Here is a 24,501-nt window from a genome sequence, read left to right as displayed (position 1 = left end):
TCAAGCAATTCCTTGAAACGGGCCGACACGCGATAACTGACCGATATTCTTTTAGTGGGCATGCCCGATCCCCGGATGCAACGCCATGTACTATACACGCGATGTTTCAAAATGTGACTAGACGTAACCGTGTGACCACAGATAACGCGCAGCTCCGACTTTTGAGCGATCTGTCGTGCCAGGTATTCGATTTCAGTTCACGGCGCAATGGATTTCCCGGCCACCGAACGACGACCAACTGCATTCCGCCACCACGAAAAACCTCGCGTCAAACGCCTCTCGGCCGGATCGGCCCCACCTCAGCGCCGGCCTTCAGCCGATCCAGATAATCGGCCCATGCCTGCATCATCGTGATCCGGTCGTCGATGAACCGCGTGCGGTTGTAGGCACTTCCGAGCGAGTCGGGTACCTGGTGGGCCAGCTGGTGCTCGATGACTTCGGCCGGAAACCGAAGCCGCTCATGCAGGATGGTCCGAGCCATAGCCCGGAATCCGTGCCCGGTGATCTCGGTCTTCGTATCAAAGCCCAGCCGCTGCAACGCGGCATTGATCGCCGCGCCACTCATAGGCTTTCTGCGATCGCGACCCGTAAAGACGCACCGCCATTTGCCCGTCAACGCCTGCAACTCTTTCAGGATATCCACCGCCTGTGTGGCCAGTGGTACCAGATGCTCCGTCTTCGTCTTGGAAACGGTATAGCGCCATTCGCGCCGTTCCAGATCGATCTGCGCCCATTCAGCCTGCCTCAGTTCGCCGGGCCGCACAAACAACAACGGCGCAAGTTGCAGCGCGGCGCGCACGACCAGTGTCCCGGAAAAGCTATCGAAGGCCCGCAGCATTTCCCCGACTTTCTGTGGATCCGTAATCGAGGCGAAGTGGGTATGCCGGTTGGGACGCAGCGCGCCGCGTAAATCGGCGCTTACGTCACGCATCGCGCGCCCGGTCACCACGGCGTAGCGAAAGATCTGGCCGCAGTTCTGCTGAAGCCGGTGTGCGGTGTCGTGAGCACCGCGCTTCTCGGCACGGCGCAGCACTTCGAGGACTTCAGGTGGGGTGATGTCGGCAATGGGACGCGAACCAAGCCACGGGAACAGGTCCTTCTTCAGCCGCCCCATGATCTTCTCGGAGTGGCTGGGTGCCCAGCCGGGCGCCTGCAGCTCGAACCACTCGAGCGCGACGGCCTCAAAAGTCGTGGCCGCGTTGAGCCGCGCCAGGCGTTTCTTATCCTTCTTGGCCTGGCCGGGGTCGATGCCATCGGCCAGCATAGCACGGGCTTCGTCGCGCTTTCTTCGGGCGTGGGCGAGTGTGACATCCGGATACACGCCCAGCGCGAGCTTCCGCTCCCGATCGTTGAACCGGTATTTGAGGCGCCAGTATTTGCCGCCGGACGGAGAAATCTCGAGATACATGCCGCGGCCGTCGGAGACGCGGTACGTCTTCTCATGCGCGGTAGCCCGGCGAACTTCCAGATCGGTAAGAGGCATGGGACACCTCCCGTAGCGTGGGGGCCTAAATTCCCGGCAGGCTCAAAAATGGGCCTGATGCCCCTAAAGCTGCGCTGAAAGGCCCCCGGCTGTCAACGGAAACCACAATCCCGAAATGGAAACAAAAACCCCGCGAGCCTTACGGGACGCGGGGTTTGCGGAATTCTCTGGAACTACCTGGAACACGTGATGGTGGAGAGGAGGAGGATCGAACTCCCGACCTTCGCATTGCGAACGCGACGCTCTCCCAGCTGAGCTACCCCCCCAACGACAAACGATTCTAGCACAAGGTTTTTCCGTTTTGCCAAGCCGCCAGGCCCAACAAAACCTCACCTGGAAGGCGCCCCGGCGAGCACCCAATCCACAACCGTGCGGATATCCGCATCGCTCATCGCCAGGTGCGGGGGCATCGGCAAAACACCCCACACACCCGAACCACCATCCTTAACCTTGTTCACAAGTTTCGCGGGCGCTTGCGCATCGCCCTTGTACTTCGCCGCGATCTGCTGAAACGAAGGCCCGACGACCTTGCGGTCCACCGCGTGACAGCCCATGCAAGCATTGGCGCGCGCGATCATCTGACCGCGCGGTGCATCATCCGCCCGCGCCGCCGTCACCAACCCGGCAAGGCCCACCAGAGCAACAACCAAAGCCCCCGATTTCCGCACCCCGAGCATCACCACGCAACGCCGCATCAAGCCCCGCAACTTCATTGACTAACCGCCGGATTCCCCGGATGAACCGGGCTCGAATTCGTCACCGGCGCAGGCGCCTGCTGCTCAAGCGGACGCGAACTCACCGACGAATCGGGCACCGCACCCACCGTCGCATCCGGCGTCGGCGGAGGCTGCGACGCAACCGGCGCGCTGGCCGCCGGCGCGCTCGTCGCAGTTGCGTCTTGCGGCAGGATGTACTGGAACACCTTCACCACCTGCGTCACACCCGGCACGCGGCTCGCCACGTCGGCGCCACGGGCGCCTTCATCGCGCGTAACAAGACCCATCAGATACACCGAGCCGTTCTCGCACACCACCTTGAAGTTGTTCGCCGAAATGTTCTTCTCGGCGATCAGCGCCGTCTTGACCCGCGTTTCAAGGTACGAATCGTTGGTCCGCGAAGACAGGTCGGCAGCCGGCCCGATCGTCAGCTCGTTGACGATGGAAGTGACATTGTTGAGCGAACGCACAATCTGCTCGGCCTTCTGCTTCGATGCATCGTCCGGCACTTCGCCGGTCAGCAGCACGCGCCGATTGAAAACCGACACGTTGACGTGCGCGGGATCCGGCAGGTTCTGGTTGATCTGCGCGATCGACTTCACCTGAATCTCGCGATCCTCCGTCTGCGCACCAAGCGTGCGCCGGTCGGTCGCAACCAGCGCACCGCCACCGGCCGCGCCGGCCACCAACAGGAAGCAACCCTGCAACGTCGCGGACAGCCCTGCCGCCAGCCCCACCACCAGTGTGGTCCTCACCAGTGTCGTCTTGATGCGGAATACGCTCATTAACTAGCTCTCCTTCGGAATCAGTCTTCGCCCAGCAACATGGCATCGATGCCGTCGCACAGACAATGGATGGTCAGCAAATGCACTTCCTGAATACGCGCGGTGCGATCTGAGGGCACGCAAATATGAATGTCGGTGTCGCCCAATACTTCGTGCGCTTTGCCACCGCTCCTGCCGGTCAACGCCACCACGATCATCTCGCGCTCGTGCGCCGCCGCGATCGCGGCCAGTACGTTCGCCGAATCGCCCGAGGTCGTGATGGCAAGCAGTACGTCCCCAGGCTGGCCGAATGCCCAGACCTGCTTCGCGAACACCTGCTCGAACGCGTCGTCGTTGGCGATCGCGGTGATGATCGACGTGTCGGCCGTCAACGCAATGGCAGGCAAGCCTGGGCGTTCGCGCTCGAAACGGCCCATCAGCTTGGCCGCGAAATGCTGCGCGTTGGCCGCGGATCCACCATTGCCGCACGCAAGAATGCGGTTGCCGTTGGCAAGCGCCATAAACATCGTGTCGATCGCAGCGGCGATCGGCATCGAGAGGGTTTCGAGAGCTTCGGTTGTGACTGCCGCGTTGTCGCGGAAGTGCTGTTGAATACGTTCGACTGACATCGAGTCTCTATCTTTTGCCGCGTATGGACCGCTGCGCGCGGCCGTGTTGTGAAGACAGGTTATTCTGGCTGACGGTGCAGGCAACGCCGATGCGTCACCGGAACCGTCTGGGACGCGTTCGCCGTGTCACTCGTACGCGAGCGCAAGTTTATCGCACTCAGGCGCGATATCCGCAGCGTGGCTCAGACTTCATCTGCACGAAAGGCATCGCGTAACCAGACAAGTCGCCCCGATTCGAACGCGACGACATCGAAACGACACGCCGGTACGACGCTCACGCGCGTCGCCAGATAATGCCGCGCAGCACGCACCAGCCGCTGACGTTTCTGCCATCCAACGCTGGCCGCCGCGCCACCATAGTGCCAGCGCGCACGCGCCCGGACTTCGACGAACACCAGCGAGCCGTCACGCTCGCGCATCACCAGATCGATCTCTCCGCCGCGACACGCCACGTTGCGCGCTACGAAACGCAACCGCTGGCGCTGCAAGAAGGCGAGTGCGTGAGCTTCGAAGGCGGCTCCGACGTCTTTGGACCCTCCGCGTCCCAAAAAGTTGTGAGCGCCTGAACGGGGCGCCGGGCGCTCCGGCTCTGCGTGGCACAATGTCGGCCTTGCTTTGTCTGTCTGCGTCTTCTGTCTCATGACCCCTCTCTCCGAACTTGCGCAAGGGCAGCAATATCCTGCTGCCGCGCTCTATGTGGTGGCGACGCCGATCGGCAACGTCGCGGACATCACGTTGCGCGCGCTGCACGTACTCGGACTGGTGGACCGCATCGCCGCCGAGGACACGCGCAATACCGGCCAACTGCTGGCGCGCTACGGCATCTCGAAGCCGCTGCTGGCCGTGCATCAGCACAACGAGCGCGCCGCGGCACTGCGCATCGTCGAACATCTGCAAGCGGGCGAGCGCGTCGCCTACGTGTCCGACGCCGGCACTCCCGGCATTTCGGACCCCGGAGCGAAGCTCGTCAACGCCGTGCGTGAAGCCGGCTTCCCAGTGATTCCATTGCCCGGCGCGAGCGCCCTGGCCACAGCACTCAGTGCCGCCGGCGATTGGGTCGCGACCTTCTCGTTTCTCGGCTTTTTGCCGCCAAAGGCGAAGCAACGCGCTGCAACGCTGCAACCGCTCGCGACGCATCCTCACGCCATGGTCTTCTACGAAGCGCCGCATCGCATCGTAGAAACAGTCGAAGCGCTGGCCGAAGCATTCGGCGGCGCGCGCAAACTATTGATCGCACGTGAGCTGACGAAGTTACATGAAGCGCTGCATTGCTGCACCCTGGCCGAAGGGCCAACGTGGCTGGCGGCGGACCCGAACCGGCAGCGTGGCGAATTTGTGCTGGTGGTGGAAGGCGCTCAACAGGAAACCGCGGGCGAGCACGATCACGACGCGCTGCTGGGCATCCTGCTGGAAGAGCTGACGGTGAGTAGTGCGGCGAAAGTCGCGGCGGCTATCACGGGAACATCGCGCAATGCGTTGTACACCCGCGCATTGGCGTTGAAGAAGGACGGGGAAGATAGCGAGTAAAAACAAGGGCCGCGCAAGCGGCCCTTGAGTGCGGACAAACGCGCGAGCAGAGCCCACGCGTTTTTCAACACCGGGGGCGAGCAGACGTGCATACACGCACCGCTCGCTCCAGTCACATCATTTGACGTCGTTCGTATTCGACGCCAGCGTCTCGGCCTGTTCAGCTTTGGCTTCCTTTGGCGTCAGACCGACGATCTGCACGCGCGCCGTGCCCGCCCTCTGCATATGCAGTGCGGTAGCAGCCGCCAGCGAGAGGTCGATGATCCGGCCGCGCGCGAACGGGCCGCGGTCGTTGATCCGGACAATGACCGAACTGTCGTTGGCTGGGTTCGTCACGCGAACGTACGAACCGAGCGGCAGCGTGCGGTGCGCGGCGGTCAGCGCGTGCATGTCGTAGCGCTCGCCGTTCGCCGTGCGACGGCCGTGGAAGAACCTGCCGTACCAGGACGCGCGCCCGGTTTCGTGGAAACCGGCCACATTGGGACCGTTTTCGGTGAGCGGCTGGGCGTCGGCGAGCGACGTGCCGTTAGCTTCAGACGCCGATGCAGCTGGCGTTCCGAAGGCCTGCGGCGCCATCGTACCGGCGCTGCCTGCTTGCGCGCTCTTTGTGCTGAGCGGCGGATTACTTGCCTCGTTGGCTGCGTTCGGGGGCATGGCGCACCCTGCGAGCACAAAAAAGGCAAAAAGACTCCCCATACTTCGGGATGACCGAGTTTTCATAAGACGTGCAATCACATTGTCGAGCCGCATCACGCGATAGCTGCGTGTTGCTGCGACTCCGGCGGAAAACGAACGACCACGCGCCGCGCAAAAAAGCGCAGTACGCCGAAGCCCGCACGCGGCATACTCTGCCGCTCCCGCACGGTTAAATTTCACGTCTGGCGCAACCTGTCCCCGGCAGCCTGACCAGACCCCACAAGCCGCCATCGAACGTGGCAAACACGTTCTTGCGCGCCAGACAGCAGTGCGCAGGAACGGCGGCGTAGGCCCCACCCAGCGTCACGGCAGAAGGCCGTTGCAGGCGCGTGGCACCTGGCTGGACGAGACGTGCGCATCGGACGCATCCGATGCTGGATTTGCCGTCGACAACACCGACGGCACTTACTTGACGACGATCAGCGCTCCATTCTGAATGGGGACGCATCGTCCTGTGGCAGCACGGTTTCCCGTACACATGACCGCATTATACCCAAAACACAATTTTGGGATGACAAGCGCTTGATAGCTTTGATGAATTTTCACTATTGCTGCAAAAATAGGCATCGCGGACCAGCCATTTGGCATATCGGCGGAGGGCTCGGCACGCCGGTACAATCAACGTTTTTGCTGCGACCCACCGTCCTCATGAAAGTCACTCTGATCCCCGTCACCCCGTTCCAGCAGAACTGCTCGCTGCTCGTTTGCGAGGCGACGGGACGCGCCGCCGTTGTCGATCCAGGCGGCGATCTCGAGATCATCCAGGATGAGGTCAAGCGGCAAAACGTGTCGGTCGAAAAGGTTTTCCTGACGCACGGTCACATCGATCATTGCGCCGGCGCGAAAACTTTGGCTACGCACTACGGCGTCCCGATCGTCGGTCCACATCCCGACGAGCGTTTCTGGATCGATCAGTTGCCCGCCCAGAGCACGCGTTTCGGCTTCCCGGCAGCGCAGGCGTTCGAACCGGACCGCTGGCTGCAGGACGGCGACACGGTTCAGTTCGGCAATGAGACGCTCGAGGTTTATCACTGCCCGGGGCATACGCCGGGCCATGTGATCTTCTTTAGCCGCGCGCATCGCGTCGCACTGGTTGGGGATGTGCTGTTTGCAGGCTCGATCGGCCGCACCGATTTTCCGCGCGGCAATCATGCCGATCTGATTCGCGCGATCCGCGAGAAGCTCTGGCCGCTCGGCGACGATGTCACCTTCGTGCCGGGTCATGGGCCCACCTCGACGTTCGGCGCCGAGCGCCGCACGAATCCGTACGTCGCAGACGGAGTGCGCGCATGAGCGCCGAAATCTATGTGAGCACCGACGTCGAAGCGGACGGCCCGATCCCCGGCCCGCATTCCATGCTCAGCTTTGCCTCGGCCGCGTACACGGAAGACAAGCAGCTTATCGGCACTTTCTCTGCGAACCTGGAAACGCTGGAAGGTGCGACCGCCCATCCGGTTCAGGAGGCGTGGTGGAAAACCCAGCCCGAGGCGTGGGCCGCCTGCCGTCTCGATCTGCAGCAGCCCGCCACGGCTTTGAACGCCTACGTAACGTGGGTTGAAGCGCTGCCGGGCAAACCGGTCTTCGTGGCCATGCCGGCCGGCTTCGATTTCACGTTCATGTTCTGGTACATGATGCGCTTCACCGGCCGCTGCCCATTCTCGTGGTCTGCGCTGGACATCAAGACGCTCGCCTTTGCGATGACCGGTCTGCCCTATCGCAAGTGCATCAAACCGCGCCTGCCGCAGCGGTGGTTCGACGACCATCCGCACACCCACGTCGCCCTCGACGATGCGATCGAGCAAGGCGCCCTGTTCTGCAACATGCTCGCCGAGTTGCGCGCCGGCCAAGCCGTTCTCGCCGCTCATGCAGCGGCGGAAACAGTCCCAAAAGATGGGGACGGCTCAGGGCAAAACGCCGCTGCCAAACCGGCAAATTAGGTAATCTCCCTCGTCAGAGCCGTTTTACATTGCGTTTCGTTTTCGTCGCCTCTACTATTAGAGCCACGGCACGCCAACGGAGGCGCAGTTGACACTCGATACGTTCTCGCAAAAGATCCTGCGCCTGCTGCAGCTTGACGCTCGCCGTTCGGTGCAGGAAATCTCCGACCAGGTCGGTCTCTCGAGCACCCCATGCTGGCGGCGGATCAAGGACATGGAGCAATCGGGGGTGATCCAGCGCTACACAGCCCTGCTGGATCGCGAAAAGCTGGGGCTGCACGTGTGCGCGCTCGCTCACATCCACCTGACGCGGCACACGGAAGGTGGCGTCGAACAGTTCGAACGCGAGATCGCCACCTGTCCTGAAGTGACCGAGTGCTACAGCACCACCGGCGAATCCGACTACATCCTCAAGATCGTCGCACCGGACATCAAGGCGTATGACGCGTTTCTGCACGAACGCATCTTCAAGATTCCGGCCGTCGCGCAAGTGCGCACAAGCGTCGTGCTGCGGGAAATCAAGTTCGATACGCAACTGCCGCTTTGAGATTCTGATGGCGACGCCGGCCAGGCCGGCCGTGTTCATCTGCCCTGCGCTACCGCTTTAGGCAATGTCATGACGCTCCGGCGCTGCGGCTTCAGCCTGCTCATCCAGAGCAATAGCCCGCAATACGCTCAGATGCCGCACGCCCAGGCGGCTCTTTAGTTCTGCCAGATCAAGATGCGCGAGTCGCTGTGCGTCGCTCTCGATAGCATTGAGCGCGCTGGCAGCTAGCGTCACGTCGACATCGAGGCCAGTGCTCAGGTAATGGATATTGACGCCCGCCGCCCGCTCACCCCGTTCAGCAAGCGCCGCCTCGACCTCCGCGACGACCCGCTCACGGGGCGGCAATCCGATAGGCGGTCGCGCCAGTGCATCGTTTTCCGGATCGACGTGAATCAGCGCATCGAGCACCCGGCTGTCAGTGAGGACGCGCGAACGGGCCGTCTCAGCAATGTAGTGACCTTCCGATACAGAGATCAGCGGGTCGACCAGGATATGTGCGTCGACGAGCGCGAAGTCACCCATCTTGCGCGTGCGCAGTTCGTGCACATCGCGCACACCCGGCGTCGACATCAGCAGTTTGCGCACGTCGGCGGCAGCGGCGTCGTCGAGTGCGCGGTCCGATAGATCCTGCAGCGCATCCCACCCGAACGTCCAGCCCATACGCGCGACCATGAAACCGACAATCGCCGCTGCAATTGGATCGAGAAGTCGCACGCCAGCCAGACTGCCGATAATGCCGAGCGCAACAACCAGCGACGACGCCGCATCCGAACGCGCATGCCATGCATTGGCAATCAGCATGGCCGAGCGCACCCGTTGGGCTTCGCGCAGCATATAACGAAACAGTGTTTCTTTCGAAACCAGCACCAGCGCAGCAACGGCTAACGCACTAAGGTGAACGGCGGGAATATCCTGCAAATCGGCCAGCCGCGCTCCGGCGCGCCATAGCATGCCGACACCGACCGCAATTAGCAGTGCGCCGAGAAACAGCGAAGCCACGGTTTCATAGCGGCTGTGCCCGTAATTGTGATCCGCATCCGGCTTTGCTCCGCTATGCCGATTGGCGATTAGTACGACAAAATCCGAAACGAGATCGGCAAGCGAATGCACGCCATCGGCAACCAGTGCCTGCGAATGGGCGATCATCCCGATGACGATTTGCAGCGTCATCAACACCGAATTGAGCGCGATACTGACAAACGTGCTTTTGCGCGCAACGTGATGTTTTTCTGCGGATTGGGCGGCGAAGGTGGCGGGCATGCGAGCAGATGCGGTTTTTCAATGTGTGGATTCTAACCGCGCTCGCATGACAATCTGCGGAATCCCTTAAAATTCTCTTTTAAATCAGATGCTTATCTAAACGGGAAGTATTCGCGTTCCGGTTCAATGGAATACGCTCCCGCAAGTCACGGAATGCGAAGCTGGAGATCGGTCCGACAGCTAAACATGGACGTAAAAAAACCGCGCACCTTAAGGTTGCGCGGTTCTTCGGCCGAGGGCGCGCTAATGCGCCCGCAGGGATACTGCAATTAACGCTGAATCAGAAACTTCTCACGATCCTGACCGGCGATCCAACGCGGCGGCTTACCACGGCCCGACCACGTGCTACCGCTATCCGGATCACGGTATTTCGGCGCGACACCAGCTCGCGGACGGCCCACTTTCGCTGCCTTACCACGGCCGCCGCCTAACTCAGCAAGCGTAATGCCGTAGTCAGCCATCTTCTGTTTGATCTCGTTCAACACTTCCGCGTATTCACGCGACTTTGCTTCTTCGATCTGCTGTTCCAGCTTCTCTCGCTGTGCGAGTAGTTCCTTGTAGGAAGACATAGGTTCCCTTGTGGTTTAGATAAGTGACTACCAGTCTAAGCCGGTTTGCCCTTTGAAAGGTGTTCATGCCTCGGAATTTGCAGGCGAGATTAACACAAAATAGAAAGCGTGGAAAAGTCCAGTTCTTAAATTAATTATGTTTCGTTTCGAAAAATTTCAGGAAACGGCACAGTCAGCAAGTTTTTCATTTACATCTTCTTTCGCAGCTTACGAAAAAGCGAACTCGGCTATGAGTAAATATCTCAATTAACTCCCAAAATATGAAAATTAATATGCCATTTGCACCGGAACATCTCATGGCATGAGAGCTTTCGGCGAACAGCCTGCGAGCAGGCGAAATAAATAGTCGAAATGCATCGCGTCTGGGTGTTTTCCCGCAATAGTTCTAGTCACGATCGTTTCACGTTTCGCGTGATGCAATCTTTTAGTGCGGCATGCAAGGAGTCGGCATTTTTTGCGACCTCGTCAAATGTGAAGCGGCTGCGTGCACCTTCGTGTTTCAGATCCGCGCCATAGCGGTCGATGCCAATTAATTCAAGATGATCCGGCCGCTGCGGATGTGCGTCGAAAAACTCCAGCAATGCACGCTCTTCGTCGAAGCCGAGGGGTTCGAACGGATCCAGTTCATTGCCATCGAGCCAGCCCATCGCGCCAAAGCCACCGATATAACGCATCCGCTCAAGCGTCATCACCCAAAAGCTGAAATCGCCCAGCGCGAGGTAGCGCTCGGCGTCCGGGTGATAACGCAGGTAACGCCCCACCACGGCAGGCGTCGGCTCGACTGTCTCGAACGAGCCCAGCAGCGTGACCCGCTGGCCGTTGAGCACATTGCCGTCCGGAGCGTGCGCGACTAGGAAGCCCGCACGGGAATCGCCTTGCAGGTTACGGGTGTGTTCGGCCAGGCGACTCACGAGGATCGTAGGACGATGCCGCGCGTCCGGGGCAAACGGCAGGATCGACGGATACGGAAATCCCTCCGGTTGGCGCGAGTGCGTCGCGAGCGTGCCGGCGGCGACCTGGTGGAGCAGATGAAGCGGCGCGTGAGCGGGGATATTCAAGAGCGCGTCCTCGAAGGATGGCGTGGATGGCGTTCGGCCGGCTGGCTCAAGGTGAAAGCGCGGCCGTGGTCCGGTAGAAATTAGATATTAATTCAGCGCTCGCCTGCAGGACCCCGGCCGCTTCGTTAGAATCGGAACTTCGCTTTCAGCCGGCTTTCGCGTTTTTGTCCGGTTCCGCTTTCGCTTTATGCCAACGAGACTTCCGTGTCCGATCGTTCCCCCGACCTTTCCGCGCTTCCCGCCGCCCATCGCGATCTGCCGGCCACCTCGTTGCAGCGCGCCCGCTATGCAACGATGGCGCTCTTCTTTATCGCCGGGATGATGTACGCGTCGTGGGGGGTGCACGTGCCGACCGTGCGCGACCGCTTCCATCTGAATCCGGCGCTGCTGTCGATCGCATTGCTGGCGGTGGCAGGTGGCTCGATCACCGCGATGGCGACCAACGCTTCGTGGATTGCGCGGGTCGGCACACGCCGCGCGTGTCTCGCCGGCGGCCTTGCGATGGCGGTCTGCGCCGCGCTGATCCTGATAGTTCCGTTTTACTGGATGCTGCTGGTTGTGCTGGCAGTCTTCGGCGCCGGAATGGCAACGCTGGACGTGGCGATGAACGCCGAAGCGAGCGCAGTCGAGCAGACGCTCGGACGGCCAATCATGTCCCAGTTGCACGGTATGTTCAGCGTAGGCGGGATGGTGGGCGCCGCCGTCGGCGGAGCGTTGCTGTCACGTGGCATGGCGCCGGCCGTTCATCTCGCTCTCGTTGCCATCCTGAGTGCGCTCGTGCTGCTGGTGGCGTGTCCCGCGGTTTTGCCTCATGTGCCGCAGGCGGATCATCCGGATGCCGCGACGCCGCGCGCCAACCGCTGGCGCTCGCCGGCGCTGTGGGCGCTCGGAGCGACTGCGCTGGTGGCGCTGATCGCCGAAGGAGCGATGTACGACTGGGCCACCGTCTACATGCGCGACGTCGTGGTCGCGACGCCGGGGCTCGCGAGCGCGGCGTACGCGGCGTTTTCGGGCGGCATGGCGGCGGCCCGCTTTGCCGGCGATGCCGTGCGCGCCCGCTTCGGCGCCCCGCAGCTGGTGATGGCAAGCGCGTCGCTGGCGTGCGCCGGGATGATCGGCGCGCTGCTGTTGCCCTACTCGTTCACGGCGTTGACAGGATTCACGCTGATGGGCCTCGGGCTGGCCAACATGATGCCGGTGCTATTCGCGGCGGCCGCGCGGGTCGAAGGGATTCATGCGGCGGAAGGGCTTGCGCATGTCGCGGGGCTCGCTTATTTCGGACTACTGCTCGGGCCGGTGATCATCGGCGGGGTCGCGCAGGTGACCAGCCTGCCGATCGGGCTATCCGTGGTCGCGATATGTTCGGCGGTGATCGCGTTCGCCGGGCCGAAGGTATTGCGTCGTTTGAAGATCTGACGGAGACGGGCGCAGCGAGCCGGTCAACGGCTCGTGGCAGCGTCCGAAACGTGCAGCCTTACGTTACGTTACATGGGCTTGCCGCACGATCCCGTTCCGCGACACATCAATGCTTGCGACATTCGTCGATGACTCTGTCGGGAGTCGTAGTGCTTTGATTTTTATCGATTTATTCTGCACGACAGGGCGCTCCGCACAAATGGCATAGGCCTTGCAGTTAGCTCCCCCACTGGTTCAATCAGGGGGAGCATAAACATGAATCGCAATTTCAAGATGACGGCCATCGCCATGTGCGTGTCGTCAGTGATGGTACTTCAAGGCTGCGGCGGGTCCACGGTCAATAAACCGCCGACGACGGGTAGCGGCTCGGGGAGCGGTGGCGTAATTGGCACAGGCGGCGGTTCGGGCGCGGGTGCAGGCGGTGGCTCGGGTACGGGCACGCATACTCCGACGCCGACACCAACGCCGACTCCGACGCCGACCCCAACGCCAACGCCAACGCCGACTCCGACTCCGACTCCGACTCCGACTCCGACTCCGACTCCGACTCCGACTCCGACACCGACACCGACTCCGACTCCGACACCAACGCCGACTCCGACGCCGACGCCGACGCCAACACCGACACCGACGCCGACGCCGACGCCGACGCCAACACCGACACCGACTCCGACGCCCACACCGACGCCGACCCCAACGCCGACGCCGACGCCAACACCGACTCCGACTCCGACTCCGACGCCGACTCCGACGCCGACTCCGACTCCGACGCCGACGCCAACGCCAACGCCGACACCGACACCGACTCCGACTCCGACTCCGACGCCGACGCCGACGCCGACGCCGACGCCAACACCAACCCCCAGCGCCAACGCCGTCGGCGTAGTCATCCAGAACGCGGGCAACGTTGTCTCGTCGACCGGCCAGACCGTCTCCTCACTGGGCAGCCAGATCGGCCTCACGCCGCTGCCCGGCGGCAACTCGGCGACCACCACGGCGCTCGGCAACATCCTGTCGAACGTCGGCAACGGCGTCACCGCTGTTGGCATGGGCGCGACGAACGGCCTCGGCCAGCTCGGCCTGTCGAGCAATCCGCTGGGCATCACGATCTCGAGCAGCGGCAACCTTGTCTACGACGCGGGCCAGGCAGTCAACAGCGCCGGAAAACTCGTGACGAGTCTCGGCAGCGGCCCGACAGCTGCGCTCAGTCCACTGACGACACCGCTCGGCAGCACCGTCTCCACCGTTGGCCTTGCAGTCGCCGGACTCGGCACCCAGCTTGGCAAGACGCTTTCGACCGGTCCGATCGAGCAGCTCACGACCTCGGTCAGCTCCGCCATCACGCCGATCACCTCGACCCTCGCGCAGACGACGCAAACCGTCGGCGAGGCTACCGGGCTCGGTGCGCCGCTGAACGGCCTGCTGTCGACGATCGGCCACGGACTGGATAGCGCCGGCAACAAGATCAGCACAGCAACCGGCAACCCGGTCGGCGAGAATCTCGGTACCGTCGTCACCAGGCTCGGCAATACCGTCACTTCCGCTGGCGGTCTGCTGGTAGGCGGCACCGGTAGCAACCCGCTGGGCGGCAACCCACTCGCGCCGATCACTAGCATCCTGACAGCCCTGCCCGGCACGCTGAGTGGCGGCCTGACAGGCGGAAGCGGTGGCTCGGGTGGCCCGCTTGCGCCGATTACCGGCGTGCTGACCACGGTGACCTCGTCGTTGACGGGTGCCCTCAGCGGCGCCAGCGGCGGCTCGGGCAATCCGTTGGCGCCAGTCACCTCAGCGGTTTCCTCGCTGACCGGCGCACTGGGTTCGGTGACGGGAAGTGTTTCGATCTCCGGCTCGGCGAGCGCGTCCGGATCCGGCTCCGCAAGCGGCAGCGCCAGTGCCGCCGCCAGTCTGCTGACGCCAATCACAGGACTGGTGAGTTCGCTGACAGGTGGACTGGCCCTTTCGAGCTCAGGCAATAGTTCCAGCAGCAGTAGCTCGAGCAGTAGCTCAGGCGGCCTGCTCGGCGTGCTGGCGCCCAAGAAATAACGACGGCAATTAAAAGAAGCAGTACCAGGGGGCGGCGGACCGGGTAACCGGTCCGCCGGTTTTTATTGCGCACCGGCAAACGCAATCAGGCGGGAAATACAGCGCATTGCGCGCCTAGAGTTCGTTATAGGTGTCGTAGGTATTGCAGAAGTCGTTACGCACGACGAAGTTGGTATACGTCATCGTGACGGACGGCTCGAGTCCTTCCACGTAGTGCCACCATCCGATCGGCAGAAACAGCAGGTCGCCAGGCCCGATCGTGCATTCGATCAGGTTCGCCTGCTGCACAGCCGGAAACCGCGTCGCATCGATCGCGTTGCCGTCCACCTGCGTATAACAATGCAAGTGGTTGTACATATACGGCGTATCCGACATCGGAATCAGCTTGATCCGCTTGCGCCCAATCACCTGGGCCATGAAGTTGTTGGTGAGATCATGATGAAACGGCGTCTTTGTACCGCCAGGTCCAAACCAGAAAAACCCTGTATCCGGCGACGCAGGATCGAGATATTCGCGAATCGTCGGCGCGTCTTCCCATAGCGCCGCAAGCGAGGCGCGATTAATCGACGTGTTGTTCGCCGTCATATAAAAGTCGTTGGTCGGCCGGCTGCGTTCGACCAGATCCACATATTCGCGGAACGGCATCTTGCGCTTCAGGTTCGGCTGATTGATCTCGTAGTTCGGATCCGATTCGCGGCCAAACTGGACTTCAACTTCGCAATCGCCGCAACGCGCGCGAAAGTAATCGAAACTCCATTGCGTGCGTGCCGGCCATGAGTCGAATGCGCCCGTGATAATCACCGGCCGGTTCTGAAAGTAGTACTGCTCAAAGAATTCTTCGCGCGTAAGCCGCTCGCGCCGCTCGACCGCGGCGCCGCTCGCGCGCATCCTGCTTAGCTGGCCATATACGGATAAGGTCCAGTCGCGCTTGCGCAAACGATTGCGCAGGCGCGTGCCACCCTGCAGATAGGGGCTGGCAAGTGCGGTGTTGATTTCGAGCGCGGCTTCGTCGGCATCGAAACCTTCGTTGAGCATGGCAGCGTGGAGCGACTGCGCGGTTGCCCCAAGCAAAAGATTTTCAGCAATCCAGCGACGCATATCGTCGTTCGTGCGAGTCATGGTCGGCCCCCCTCTCTCTGTTTTTGATTTGTCCGATCGTTAGATTCTCATGCGCGCGCCCAAAAGAAAAGGCGTGCATTCCGTAAAGAATGCACGCCTTGAATCGTCCGATAGACGGCAGGCAAAACGCCCACCGTCATGCGGCAAAAACTTACATCTTGACCACGTCCAGCAGCGTCTTCTTGCCGCCCTTGTAGTCATACAGCGAGATCACGCCGTGCTGCAGGTCGCCGTGCGAATCGAACGTCGTTTCGCCAATCACGCCCTTGTAGTCGGTCGTCGGCATTGCTGCCAGGATCTTTGCCGGATCCGTCGAGTTAGCACGCTTCATAGCATCGACAATGATGTACACAGCGTCATACGTGAACGGAGCGTAGATCTGGATCGGCTGACCAAAACGCTTTTCGTACTTGGCTTCGAACGCCTTGCCGCCAGCCATCTTCTCGAGCGCCATACCGGCTTCCGAGCAGACGATGTTGTCGGTTGCGTCGCCAGCCAGGTCGGACAGGCCGTCGGTACAGACACCGTCACCCGCCAGAACCTTCGCGCGCAGGCCGAGCTGCTTGGCTTGCTTCGCGAACGGGCCGCCGGTGGCGTCCATGCCGCCGTACATGATCGCGTCAGGGTTTTCGCCCTTGATCTTCGTCAGAATGGCGCGGAAGTCGACAGCCTTGTCGTTGGTCGCGTCATGCGACACCACGTTCAGGCCGAGCGACTTGGCGGTCTTCTCGAACTCGTTTGCCAGACCCTGACCGTAAGCGGTCGAGTCGTCGACGATCGCGACGCTCTTCACCTTCAGTTCTTTGGCTGCGTAGTTAGCCAGTGCCGGACCTTGTTGCGCATCGGTCGCCACGACGCGGTACGTCGTCTTAAAGCCCTGTTGCGTGTAAGCCGGGTTCGTTGCCGACGGCGAGATCTGCACGATACCTGCATCGCTATAGATCTTCGAAGCCGGAATCGAGGTACCCGAGTTCAAGTGGCCGACCACTGCAACGACCTTGTCGTCAACCAGCTTCTGGGCAACCTGCGTTGCCGTACGCGGGTCAGCCGCGTCGTCTTGTGCGTCGAGTTGCAGCGTGACCTTCTGGCCGCCAATCGTCAGACCCTTGGCGTTGATTTCTTCAACCGCCAGACGAGCGCCGTTTTCGTTGTCTTTACCCAGGTGAGCAATACCGCCGGTAAGCGGTGCGACGTGGCCGATCTTGACGACCTCGTCCGCCACCGCGCCCGTTGCCAACGACGCAAACAACATGGCAGCAGCGCTGATCGGCAACAGCTTTTGAATCTTGATGTTCATGTAAGTCTCCAGTTTCGGTCCCAAAAACAACGTAATCGCCCTGTGCCCCGCTTCCTTCTCGTGTCGCTCAGTCCCGTGGACGACCACGCCGGTTGCATCGTGTATGCACTTGGACAGTACGTCAATCGGCCTGTTTGTGGCAGGCGGCTATGCGTACTTGCGCGCAAGTGTAGGCTATCAAATTAATTTGTGGGATTTTTTTGAGTAAGTGGGATGAACACTAATAGCGTTTATCCCACAACGTCGAATGAGAAGACGCGAAACACGCCGGAGAACACCAGCCGGCGCGGGTTTCCCTCAAACCGGGTGGTTTGTCGCGAAGGCTGGGTAAAGGTTTTTCGGGGCTATGCCATTAATTCGCGGAATAAGGATTGAGCGGCGCAAACGATAGCGCCATCGCACGGATGCGACACCGGCCCGATACCCCGGTCGACGCTACGCAATTTATCCAGCAAGAGCGGCGATATTCGAGGCCGCCTCACGCCATTCCGCGTGCAACTGTTCGACCAGTTCCGCCGCGGGCAGCCCTTCCTTACGCTTGCTTCCGAGCGGCGCGGCCTGCCCCGACCATAAAGACAGATAGTCGCCGTTATTGGCGCGGCTCGCTGTCTGCCTCAATTCGTGCGTCAGCGCGTTTTGCACCGGGTACGGCGCAACGTTTCCAGGCTGTTCGCTCAACTGCTGCATCAACGGATTGCGTATGCCGCGTGCATGCCGGCCGGTGATGGCACGGGTCACCTCGGTCGCCGTATCGGCCAACGTGCGCACGCGGGTCTTCCAGTCTGCGGGAATCGCGCTTTCGGCGCAGGTGAGGAACGCGGTGCCCATTTGCGCGGCTTGAGCCCCAAGCGCAAGCGCGGCCACGATGCCGCGTCCATCCATGATGCCGCCCGCGGCCAGCACCGGCAGACCGGTGGCGTCGACCAGTTGCGGCACCAGCGCCATCGTGCCCACCAGCGCATCCTCGAAGCGGCCGATGAAAGTGCCGCGATGCGCGCCCGCTTCGGAGCCTTGCGCGGCGATCGCATCGGCGCCGATATCGCGCCACGCGACACCTTCGGCCGTATGCGTCGCCGTGCCGATTACATAACTGCCGGCCGCGTGCAGACGCTCGACATCCTGCGCGGAGATCAAACCGAAAGTGAAACTCACCACCGGCACGCGCAATTCGATCAGCATGTCCAATTGTTCCCGGAAGTCGGGGGCGTAGCGCGCGAGCGGCTGGCCTGGCGGCAGTCCCAGTTCGGCGCGCAAAGGATCGATGGCACTCAGCGCGCGGCGCACGGTGGCGTCGTCCGGTGCCGACGGCTCCAGCACGAACAGATTCACGCCGAATGGGCGCCTGGTGAGCGCGCCAATCGCCGCCACTTCGCTGGCGAGTTTCTCCGCGGTAAAAGGCGCGGCGGCGAGAAACCCGAGGGCGCCCGCATTCGAAACGGCGGCGACCATGGCGGGTGAAGTCGGGCCACCCGCCATCGGCGCCTGCACGACCGGCACGCGCAGATCGAAACGTTCGGCAAACGGCGAGGCGAAACGATGTACGTTACTCATGATGACGTCCTTCGGCATGGGGTGCCCACATCGCGCGTGGGCTGATGCTGACGACTCTACTGGAGCGCCGTAACGCCGAAAAATGAATTATCGAGAACGTTTCCATCGTCGAACGAGAAAGCGGGGCCCGGCAAGGAGGCAGCGCGCGCCGCGTCTGGCCGCTCTGCACGGCCTTTCTTTTAGTGGCAAACTGACCGCCCGCCGCGGGCTTTGCCCGCTTGCACCTACCGCAATTTGAAGGAGAGTGACGTGAGCGTGACTACCCGTTGGATCGACATTCCCGCCGGCGACGACAGTTTCGAGGGTTATCTGGCGCTGCCCAAAAGCGGCAAGGGACCGGCCGTCATCATCATTCAGGAAATCTTCGGTGTGAACAGCCATATTCGCGCGGTCGCCGAACAGTACGCGCAAGATGGCTACGTGGCACTCGCGCCGGATATTTTCTGGCGTACCCAGCCGCGCGTCGAACTGACCTATGTCGGCGCCGACCGTGACAAGGGGATCGAAATCCTGCAAAAGACCGACGTGGGTCTGGCCGTGGCCGACATCAGCGCAACGGCGGCCGCTCTGCGCGCGATGCCGGAAGTGACCGGCAAGGTGGCGGCGATCGGCTATTGCTTCGGCGGCCGGCTCGCCTATCTGACTGCCGCGCAAAACACGATCGACCTGGGCGTGAGCTACTACGGCGGCGGCATCCAGAATCTGCTCGACGAAGCCGCGAAGATCAAGGTGCCGATGCAGTTTCACTACGGCGAGCTCGACCACGGCATTCCTCTGGAAGCGGTGGGTCAGGTGCAGGAACGTTTCGCCGGCCGTGGCGATGCGGAATTCCACATCTATCCGAATGCCGATCACGGCTTTAACTGCACCGACCGCGCGTCGTACAACCAGCACGCCGCAGCGCTGGCCCACGGCCGCACGCTGACGTTCCTCGGCGAACGTCTGTAAGCGGCACGGCGTGCTCTCCGACTACCTCGCCCATGACGCGATGGGTCTCGCCGAGCTGGTGCGCACGCGCGCGGCCAGCGCGCGCGAGTTGCTCGACATCGCCATCGCTCGCGCCGAAGCGGCCAACCCCGCGATCAACGCGATCGTTCTTAAGGACTACGAGGCCGCGCGCGAACGCGCGTCGCGCGATGATGCAAGTGCGCTCGGCGACGGCCCGCTCGCGGGCGTACCTTATCTGATCAAGGATCTGGGTGCGCCGGTGGCGGGGTTGCGGATGTCGATGGGCAGTCGCCACTACCGGCACTTCGTGCCCACCGAAGACGCGCCGGTGGTTGCCTTGGCGCGCGCCGCAGGTCTTAACATCTTCGCCAAGACCAACACGCCGGAACTTGGTCAGATGCCCTACACCGAGCCCGAGCTGTTCGGCCCTTGCCGCAATCCGTGGAGTCTCGATCACACGCCGGGCGGTTCGAGCGGCGGAGCGGGCGCTGCAGTCGCAGCCGGTATCGTGCCGCTGGCGCATGCTTCCGACGGCGGCGGTTCGATCCGCATTCCTGCCTCCTGCTGCGGTCTCTTTGGTCTTAAGCCATCGCGCGGACTGGTGCCGGGTTTGCATGCGCCCGGGGCCGGCGAGTTGGGCGTCGATCACGCCATCTCGCGCAGCGTGCGCGACAGCGCACTGCTGCTCGACCTCGTGACCGGGCAAACGCAGCAAGGCGCCATCGGCACGCCCGGTACGTTTCTGGGCGCGGTGAGCGAGCCGTGCCGGCCATTGACGATTGCCTATGTGACCGAGCCGATGCTGGCACCCACGTTATCAGCCGACGTACGCGCGGCGCTCGACGACGCGGCGAAACTCGCAGCATCGCTCGGTCATCACGTGGAGCCGGTCTCGCTCGGCATCGATTTCGAAGCAGTCCGCCATGCGTTCCTGATGCTGTGTTCGGTGACCACGCGCGACATGGTGCTCAACGCGGATCGCATCACCGGTCGCAAACCGATGCGCGAAGAGTTCGAAATCGCCACGTGGGCGATGGCGCAAATCGGCCGCAAGCTCGGCGAACGCGCATTGCCTGCCGCGCTCGAGGAACAACGCCGCATCACCGCGAAGCTGACCGATCTGCTGTCGCGCTACGACGTGATCCTGTGCGCGACGCTGGCCTCCGCGCCGATCAAGATCGGTGAGATGCAACCGAGCGCAAGCGAGCGCATGCAGATGCGTGCGGTCGTCACGATGCCAATCGAGGCGCTCCTGAAAAGAATGCTCGCTGAAGCCGCCGACAAGGCATTCGCCTGGGCCGGCTGCACCGAGATATTCAATCTGAGCGGACAGCCCGCGATGTCGGTGCCGCTTTACTGGAATGCCCGTGGCTTGCCGGTGGGTGTGCAATTCGCGGCGCGTGAGGGTGGCGAAGCGACATTGTTGCGCCTGGCCGCGCAACTTGAAACCGCACGTCCCTGGTTCTCCAGAAGACCGCCTTTAATGCCGGCACGCATCTAGCGGTATCTAAGCTTCTCTGCGCACAGCATCGCTAGCTCATGCGTGTTTGCGACGCGCGTCGAGATCGGCGTGGCGCATGCCTGGCGTATAGGCAAGCGCCACGATCGACAGTGCGAGACCTGCCATGACGTAGTAGGTTGGCGCGAGCGGCGAGCCCGTGGTTTGGGTAAGCCACGTAACGATCAACTGACCGAAGCCGCCGAACAGCATCACCGCAATGTTGTAGGCGAGCGAGAGCCCGGTCGAACGCACATTGGCGGGAAACAGTTCGGCAATCATGGCGCCAAATGGGCCGTAGTAACCGGACAGCGTGATCGACAGAATCGCTTGCACGAGGACCAGTTTCGCCACGCTCGGCGACCCGGCGAGCCAGGAGAACAGCGGGTAGATCAGGATCAGCGTCAACACCAGCGACCAGATCGATAGCCCTTTGCGGCCGATGCGATCGGACCATGCACCGGTCAGCGGCGAGAGCACCATCAGCAGCAGGTTGCCTACGATCACCGCATAGAACGACTGCGCATAGGGCAGCTTCAGTTGCTTCACTGCGAAAGTCGGCAGATAGCTGATCAATACGTAGATCGTGACCGTGAGCGCGATCACCGTGCCGAGTCCGCAGACCACTTCGCGACCGTGGCCCGAAAGAACTTCACGCAATGTCGCGCGACGGGCCGTCTGTTGGGCATGCAAAAACGCTTCCGAGTCGGCAAGGTGGCGGCGAATATAAAAACCGACTGGCCCGATCACGAGGCCGAGTATGAAGGGCACACGCCAGCCCCACGATTTGAGCGCTTCCGGTGAGAGCCCGTGCGTAATCGATGCGCCGACTACGGCGCCCAGCACCAGCGCGGCCGCCTGGCTTGCCATCTGCCAGCCGCCATAAAAACCTCGCTTCGAGAAAGGCGCCGCTTCGATTAGCAGCGCAGTCGAACTGCCGAACTCGCCGCCGGCCGAGAAGCCCTGCAGCAGACGTCCGAGCACGATGATCAAAGGGCCGCCAATGCCGATCGCCGAATAGGGCGGCGCAATCGCCAGCAGCAAGATGCCGAACGTCATCAGCGCGATCACCAGCGACAAAGCCGCCTTGCGTCCCGCACGATCCGCGTAAAGCCCAAGAACGATGCCGCCAATCGGCCGCATGACAAATGCGACGCCGAAACTCGCAGTGGTGAGAAGCAACGACGAGTAATCGCTGCTGGCCGGAAAGAAGAGCTCCGCGATTACCACCGTCATCAAGCCAAAGACCGTGAAGTCGTACCACTCGAGCGCATTGCCGATAACCGCTGCTGCAACTGCTCGTGTGTTGAGGCTCTTTGACGCCGGCATCAGGATCTCCAGCCTTAAAAGTGTTGCGCGCTGTGTTGAACGTAAGCCGCCCGGCGAGACGACGCAATGCCGCCATGCGAAATGCATTGCGAGTGTAAAGATGGCTGTAAAGGTTTTCAAGCAGCAAAAAGGCGCCGGCCACTCGGTGTGACGGACGCCTTGGCACATCTTTGCAAGTATTGCGCCGTCATGCTGCAGCGCAATTTACCGCGACAGGCATGCTGAACGGACCCTACCGGGCCTTACGCTTTCTTGTTGTATGCACTGCACCAACCTTTGGCCGACACCTGCTTGCCGCCGAACATCGGGCAGGCGCCCCACGGATCGGTTGCCTTGCCCTGATAAAAGCTGCAGTTGCCGCAAGCCTGGCCGGCCGCGTACTTCGCATACTTGGCCTTGTCGACCTGAGTCGCGTCGGCTTTGTAGCCGAGCGCCTGGGCGGTGGGATCGGCTTCGGTGACTTTTGGGGCGTCGGCAAAAGCCTGGCGCGACAACGCGAGCGTCGACGCAACGCCAATGCTCGTAATCAGGAACGTACGACGGGATGACTTCATGGGGACTCACTCCATTTTGTATGGGACTAAACGCCGTTCTAACGACAGCGATCCCCAAGCATAACAACGAAGCCCCAACGCGTGACGGTCCAAATGATAGAGATAAGCGATTTCGTAGTTCGACGCCGGCCCGTTGCCGGGCGCGGCGCTCAATCCGCAGTATCAACCTGCAGCGCCGCCTCGATAACTACGCCACTCCTGCCACTTCGCAGACACGCTGCGCAATCGCCAGACACGCCGTCAGCCCAGGTGACTCGATCCCGAACAGATTCACGAGGCCGCGCACGCCGTGCGCAGCGGGCCCCTGAATCACAAAGTCCGCAGCGGGTTCACCAGGACCGGAGAGCTTGGGGCGAATGCCTGCATACGCCGGCTGCAATGCGCCATCGGGCAACGCGGGCCAATAAGCACGAATCGCCGCGTAGAAGGAATCGGCTCGATGCGGATCGACGTCGTAGTTGATCGCATCGACCCATTCGACGTCGGGACCGAAGCGCGCCTGGCCGCCCAGATCGATGGTCAGATGGACACCCAGACCCGCCTCGTTCGGCATCGGATAAATCAGGCGGCTAAACGGCGCGCGTCCCGAGATGCTGAAGTAGTTGCCGCGTGCAAGATACAGCGGCGGCACATGCCGCGCGTCGAGTCCGCGAATCTTGCGTGCGAGCGCATTGGCCTGCAGACCCGCGCTGTTGATCACAGACGCCGCGCTGATCGTGGTGGGTGCGGCACCGCCGACTTTCACGACGAAACGCCCGTTACTCGACTCGATCGCCTCGACCGGTGCATGAAACGCGCACACAGCGCCATCGCGTTCGGCATCGCCCTGAATCGCCAGCATCAGTTGATGACTGTCGACGATGCCCGTGCGCGGCGAGAACACTGCCTCGACACATTCGAGCGCCGGTTCCAGTGCTTGCGCCTCGGTGCCGCCAATCCGCATCAGGTCGAGCACGCCGTTTTCCTTGCCGCGCGCCATGATGCTTTCGAGTTGCGGAATCTGGTTGCGCGAGGTTGCGACAAGCAGCTTGCCGCACCGCGAATGCGGCACGCCGTGCGCCTCGCAATAGTCGTACAGCATTTCACGACCGCGCACGCACAGCGCCGCTTTCACCGAACCGCGCGGATAGTAGATGCCCGCGTGAATCACTTCGCTATTGCGCGAACTGGTGCCCACGCCGATGGCTTCGGCGCCCTCCAGCACGATCACTTCGCGACCGCGTGCCGCGAGAGCACGCGCGATGGCCAGGCCCACGACGCCGGCCCCGATCACTACACATTCGATCTGATCCATGTCCCTTGACGCGGCCTACCGCACCGCGTGACCCCTCGTCCACCTGATGAAGATGAAGAACGGCCGCGGCTATCTCGTGCCGCCCGCCGCTCGCTGTCGAACGCGTCCTGCGCACAAGACAAAATTCTACGACGCAGCACAGAAACGAATGCCCGCAGTCGCAACGACTGCGGGCATCGGATCGCGTGCCAGATCTTGAGTCTGTATGCCGGACGGCTTCAGTGTACGCCGTCAAGGGTTAATGCGGTCAAATCATGTGGGCATCG

At 62.0% G+C, this 24,501-nt stretch carries 23 protein-coding genes, 1 tRNA gene and 1 pseudogene; 8 read left to right on the top strand and 17 right to left on the bottom strand.

Translation table 11 applies throughout. The features are described from left to right. Positions 1-268 precede the first annotated feature (268 nt). From P3T17_RS11815 to P3T17_RS11790, 6 genes are all read right to left on the bottom strand, one after another. Positions 269-1,483 carry a tyrosine-type recombinase/integrase gene (locus P3T17_RS11815; RefSeq protein ID WP_429406798.1) on the bottom strand — a complete coding sequence of 405 codons (1,215 nt, stop codon included), beginning with the start codon at positions 1,481-1,483 and terminating at the stop codon, positions 269-271. A 190-nt stretch (positions 1,484-1,673) separates the two neighbouring features. Next, positions 1,674-1,749 (bottom strand) — tRNA-Ala (locus tag P3T17_RS11810). Between the two features lie 63 nt (positions 1,750-1,812). Continuing rightward, entirely contained in the window at positions 1,813-2,178 is a 366-nt protein-coding gene (locus P3T17_RS11805) for a c-type cytochrome (RefSeq protein ID WP_429407201.1), read from the bottom strand. 14 nt (positions 2,179-2,192) lie between these two features. Further along, the gene (locus tag P3T17_RS11800; protein WP_429406796.1) at positions 2,193-2,984 is read right to left on the bottom strand and encodes a BON domain-containing protein; all 792 of its coding nucleotides are present in this window, start codon (positions 2,982-2,984) and stop codon (positions 2,193-2,195) included. Between the two features lie 20 nt (positions 2,985-3,004). Continuing rightward, a complete protein-coding gene (locus P3T17_RS11795) occupies positions 3,005-3,592 on the bottom strand; it encodes a phosphoheptose isomerase (RefSeq protein ID WP_074263120.1) in 588 nt (195 codons plus the stop codon). A gap of 182 nt (positions 3,593-3,774) precedes the next feature. Continuing rightward, positions 3,775-4,233 (bottom strand): YraN family protein, encoded by a 459-nt coding sequence (locus P3T17_RS11790; RefSeq protein ID WP_429406795.1) that lies wholly within the window; start codon positions 4,231-4,233, stop codon positions 3,775-3,777. On the opposite strand from P3T17_RS11790, the gene rsmI reads away from it, so the two are divergent. Beyond that, positions 4,232-5,119, top strand: coding sequence for a 16S rRNA (cytidine(1402)-2'-O)-methyltransferase (rsmI, locus tag P3T17_RS11785; RefSeq protein WP_429406794.1), 888 nt, complete (start codon positions 4,232-4,234; stop codon positions 5,117-5,119). The two genes, P3T17_RS11790 and rsmI, sit on opposite strands and share 2 nt — an antisense overlap. A gap of 117 nt (positions 5,120-5,236) precedes the next feature. Here the strand turns inward: rsmI and P3T17_RS11780 are convergent, their stop codons facing one another. Next, complete coding sequence (locus P3T17_RS11780; protein ID WP_429287656.1) at positions 5,237-5,839, bottom strand: septal ring lytic transglycosylase RlpA family protein; 603 nt, start codon at positions 5,837-5,839, stop codon at positions 5,237-5,239. Between the two features lie 624 nt (positions 5,840-6,463). Between P3T17_RS11780 and P3T17_RS11775 the strand changes: the two genes are divergently transcribed. From P3T17_RS11775 to P3T17_RS11765, 3 genes are all read left to right on the top strand, one after another. Then, positions 6,464-7,108: an MBL fold metallo-hydrolase gene (locus P3T17_RS11775; protein ID WP_429406793.1), complete on the top strand. Its 645-nt coding sequence runs from the start codon at positions 6,464-6,466 to the stop codon at positions 7,106-7,108. Next, complete coding sequence (locus P3T17_RS11770) at positions 7,105-7,752, top strand: exonuclease (protein WP_074263116.1); 648 nt, start codon at positions 7,105-7,107, stop codon at positions 7,750-7,752. Before P3T17_RS11775 ends, P3T17_RS11770 begins: the two co-directional genes overlap by 4 nt. A gap of 88 nt (positions 7,753-7,840) precedes the next feature. Continuing rightward, positions 7,841-8,299, top strand: coding sequence for an Lrp/AsnC family transcriptional regulator (locus P3T17_RS11765; RefSeq protein ID WP_074263115.1), 459 nt, complete (start codon positions 7,841-7,843; stop codon positions 8,297-8,299). Between the two features lie 57 nt (positions 8,300-8,356). Here P3T17_RS11765 and P3T17_RS11760 read toward each other — a convergent pair whose 3' ends face one another. From P3T17_RS11760 to P3T17_RS11750, 3 genes are all read right to left on the bottom strand, one after another. Further along, positions 8,357-9,559 (bottom strand): cation diffusion facilitator family transporter, encoded by a 1,203-nt coding sequence (locus P3T17_RS11760; RefSeq protein ID WP_429406791.1) that lies wholly within the window; start codon positions 9,557-9,559, stop codon positions 8,357-8,359. Between the two features lie 269 nt (positions 9,560-9,828). Next, on the bottom strand, positions 9,829-10,128 hold the full coding sequence (locus tag P3T17_RS11755) for an H-NS family nucleoid-associated regulatory protein (RefSeq protein WP_074263113.1): 300 nt from the start codon (positions 10,126-10,128) through the stop codon (positions 9,829-9,831). A gap of 389 nt (positions 10,129-10,517) precedes the next feature. Continuing rightward, positions 10,518-11,186, bottom strand: coding sequence for a HugZ family protein (locus P3T17_RS11750; RefSeq protein ID WP_429406789.1), 669 nt, complete (start codon positions 11,184-11,186; stop codon positions 10,518-10,520). Positions 11,187-11,390: 204 nt separating this feature from the next. Between P3T17_RS11750 and P3T17_RS11745 the strand changes: the two genes are divergently transcribed. After that, positions 11,391-12,602: an MFS transporter gene (locus tag P3T17_RS11745; protein ID WP_429406787.1), complete on the top strand. Its 1,212-nt coding sequence runs from the start codon at positions 11,391-11,393 to the stop codon at positions 12,600-12,602. Positions 12,603-12,939: 337 nt separating this feature from the next. Here P3T17_RS11745 and P3T17_RS11740 read toward each other — a convergent pair whose 3' ends face one another. After that, positions 12,940-13,461 carry a hypothetical protein gene (locus P3T17_RS11740; RefSeq protein WP_429407223.1) on the bottom strand — a complete coding sequence of 174 codons (522 nt, stop codon included), beginning with the start codon at positions 13,459-13,461 and terminating at the stop codon, positions 12,940-12,942. On the opposite strand from P3T17_RS11740, the pseudogene P3T17_RS11735 reads away from it, so the two are divergent. After that, positions 13,383-14,645: pseudogene (locus P3T17_RS11735) on the top strand (collagen-like triple helix repeat-containing protein); the annotation flags it as partial. The gene P3T17_RS11740 and the pseudogene P3T17_RS11735 sit on opposite strands and share 79 nt — an antisense overlap. 114 nt (positions 14,646-14,759) lie before the next feature. On the opposite strand, the gene P3T17_RS11730 reads toward P3T17_RS11735, so the two are convergent. The 3 genes from P3T17_RS11730 to P3T17_RS11720 form a co-directional block, all read right to left on the bottom strand. Next, positions 14,760-15,764 (bottom strand): cupin-like domain-containing protein, encoded by a 1,005-nt coding sequence (locus tag P3T17_RS11730; RefSeq protein WP_074263110.1) that lies wholly within the window; start codon positions 15,762-15,764, stop codon positions 14,760-14,762. Between the two features lie 151 nt (positions 15,765-15,915). Further along, positions 15,916-17,061: a branched-chain amino acid ABC transporter substrate-binding protein gene (locus P3T17_RS11725; protein ID WP_074263109.1), complete on the bottom strand. Its 1,146-nt coding sequence runs from the start codon at positions 17,059-17,061 to the stop codon at positions 15,916-15,918. Between the two features lie 444 nt (positions 17,062-17,505). Then, positions 17,506-18,612, bottom strand: coding sequence for an NAD(P)H-dependent flavin oxidoreductase (locus P3T17_RS11720; protein WP_429406785.1), 1,107 nt, complete (start codon positions 18,610-18,612; stop codon positions 17,506-17,508). Positions 18,613-18,861: 249 nt separating this feature from the next. Between P3T17_RS11720 and P3T17_RS11715 the strand changes: the two genes are divergently transcribed. Next, complete coding sequence (locus P3T17_RS11715) at positions 18,862-19,560, top strand: dienelactone hydrolase family protein (RefSeq protein WP_074263108.1); 699 nt, start codon at positions 18,862-18,864, stop codon at positions 19,558-19,560. 40 nt (positions 19,561-19,600) lie between these two features. Continuing rightward, complete coding sequence (locus P3T17_RS11710) at positions 19,601-21,061, top strand: amidase (RefSeq protein WP_429407199.1); 1,461 nt, start codon at positions 19,601-19,603, stop codon at positions 21,059-21,061. A gap of 36 nt (positions 21,062-21,097) precedes the next feature. Here P3T17_RS11710 and P3T17_RS11705 read toward each other — a convergent pair whose 3' ends face one another. From P3T17_RS11705 to P3T17_RS11695, 3 genes are all read right to left on the bottom strand, one after another. After that, entirely contained in the window at positions 21,098-22,387 is a 1,290-nt protein-coding gene (locus tag P3T17_RS11705) for an MFS transporter (protein ID WP_429406784.1), read from the bottom strand. Between the two features lie 242 nt (positions 22,388-22,629). After that, the gene (locus P3T17_RS11700; protein WP_074263106.1) at positions 22,630-22,941 is read right to left on the bottom strand and encodes a high-potential iron-sulfur protein; all 312 of its coding nucleotides are present in this window, start codon (positions 22,939-22,941) and stop codon (positions 22,630-22,632) included. Between the two features lie 187 nt (positions 22,942-23,128). Beyond that, entirely contained in the window at positions 23,129-24,235 is a 1,107-nt protein-coding gene (locus tag P3T17_RS11695; protein WP_074263105.1) for an NAD(P)/FAD-dependent oxidoreductase, read from the bottom strand. Positions 24,236-24,501 lie beyond the last annotated feature (266 nt).

The organism is Paraburkholderia sp. GAS82, assembly GCF_050436285.1.
Lineage (GTDB): Bacteria > Pseudomonadota > Gammaproteobacteria > Burkholderiales > Burkholderiaceae > Paraburkholderia > Paraburkholderia phenazinium_B.
This window is presented reverse-complemented; position numbering and strand designations above follow the sequence as displayed.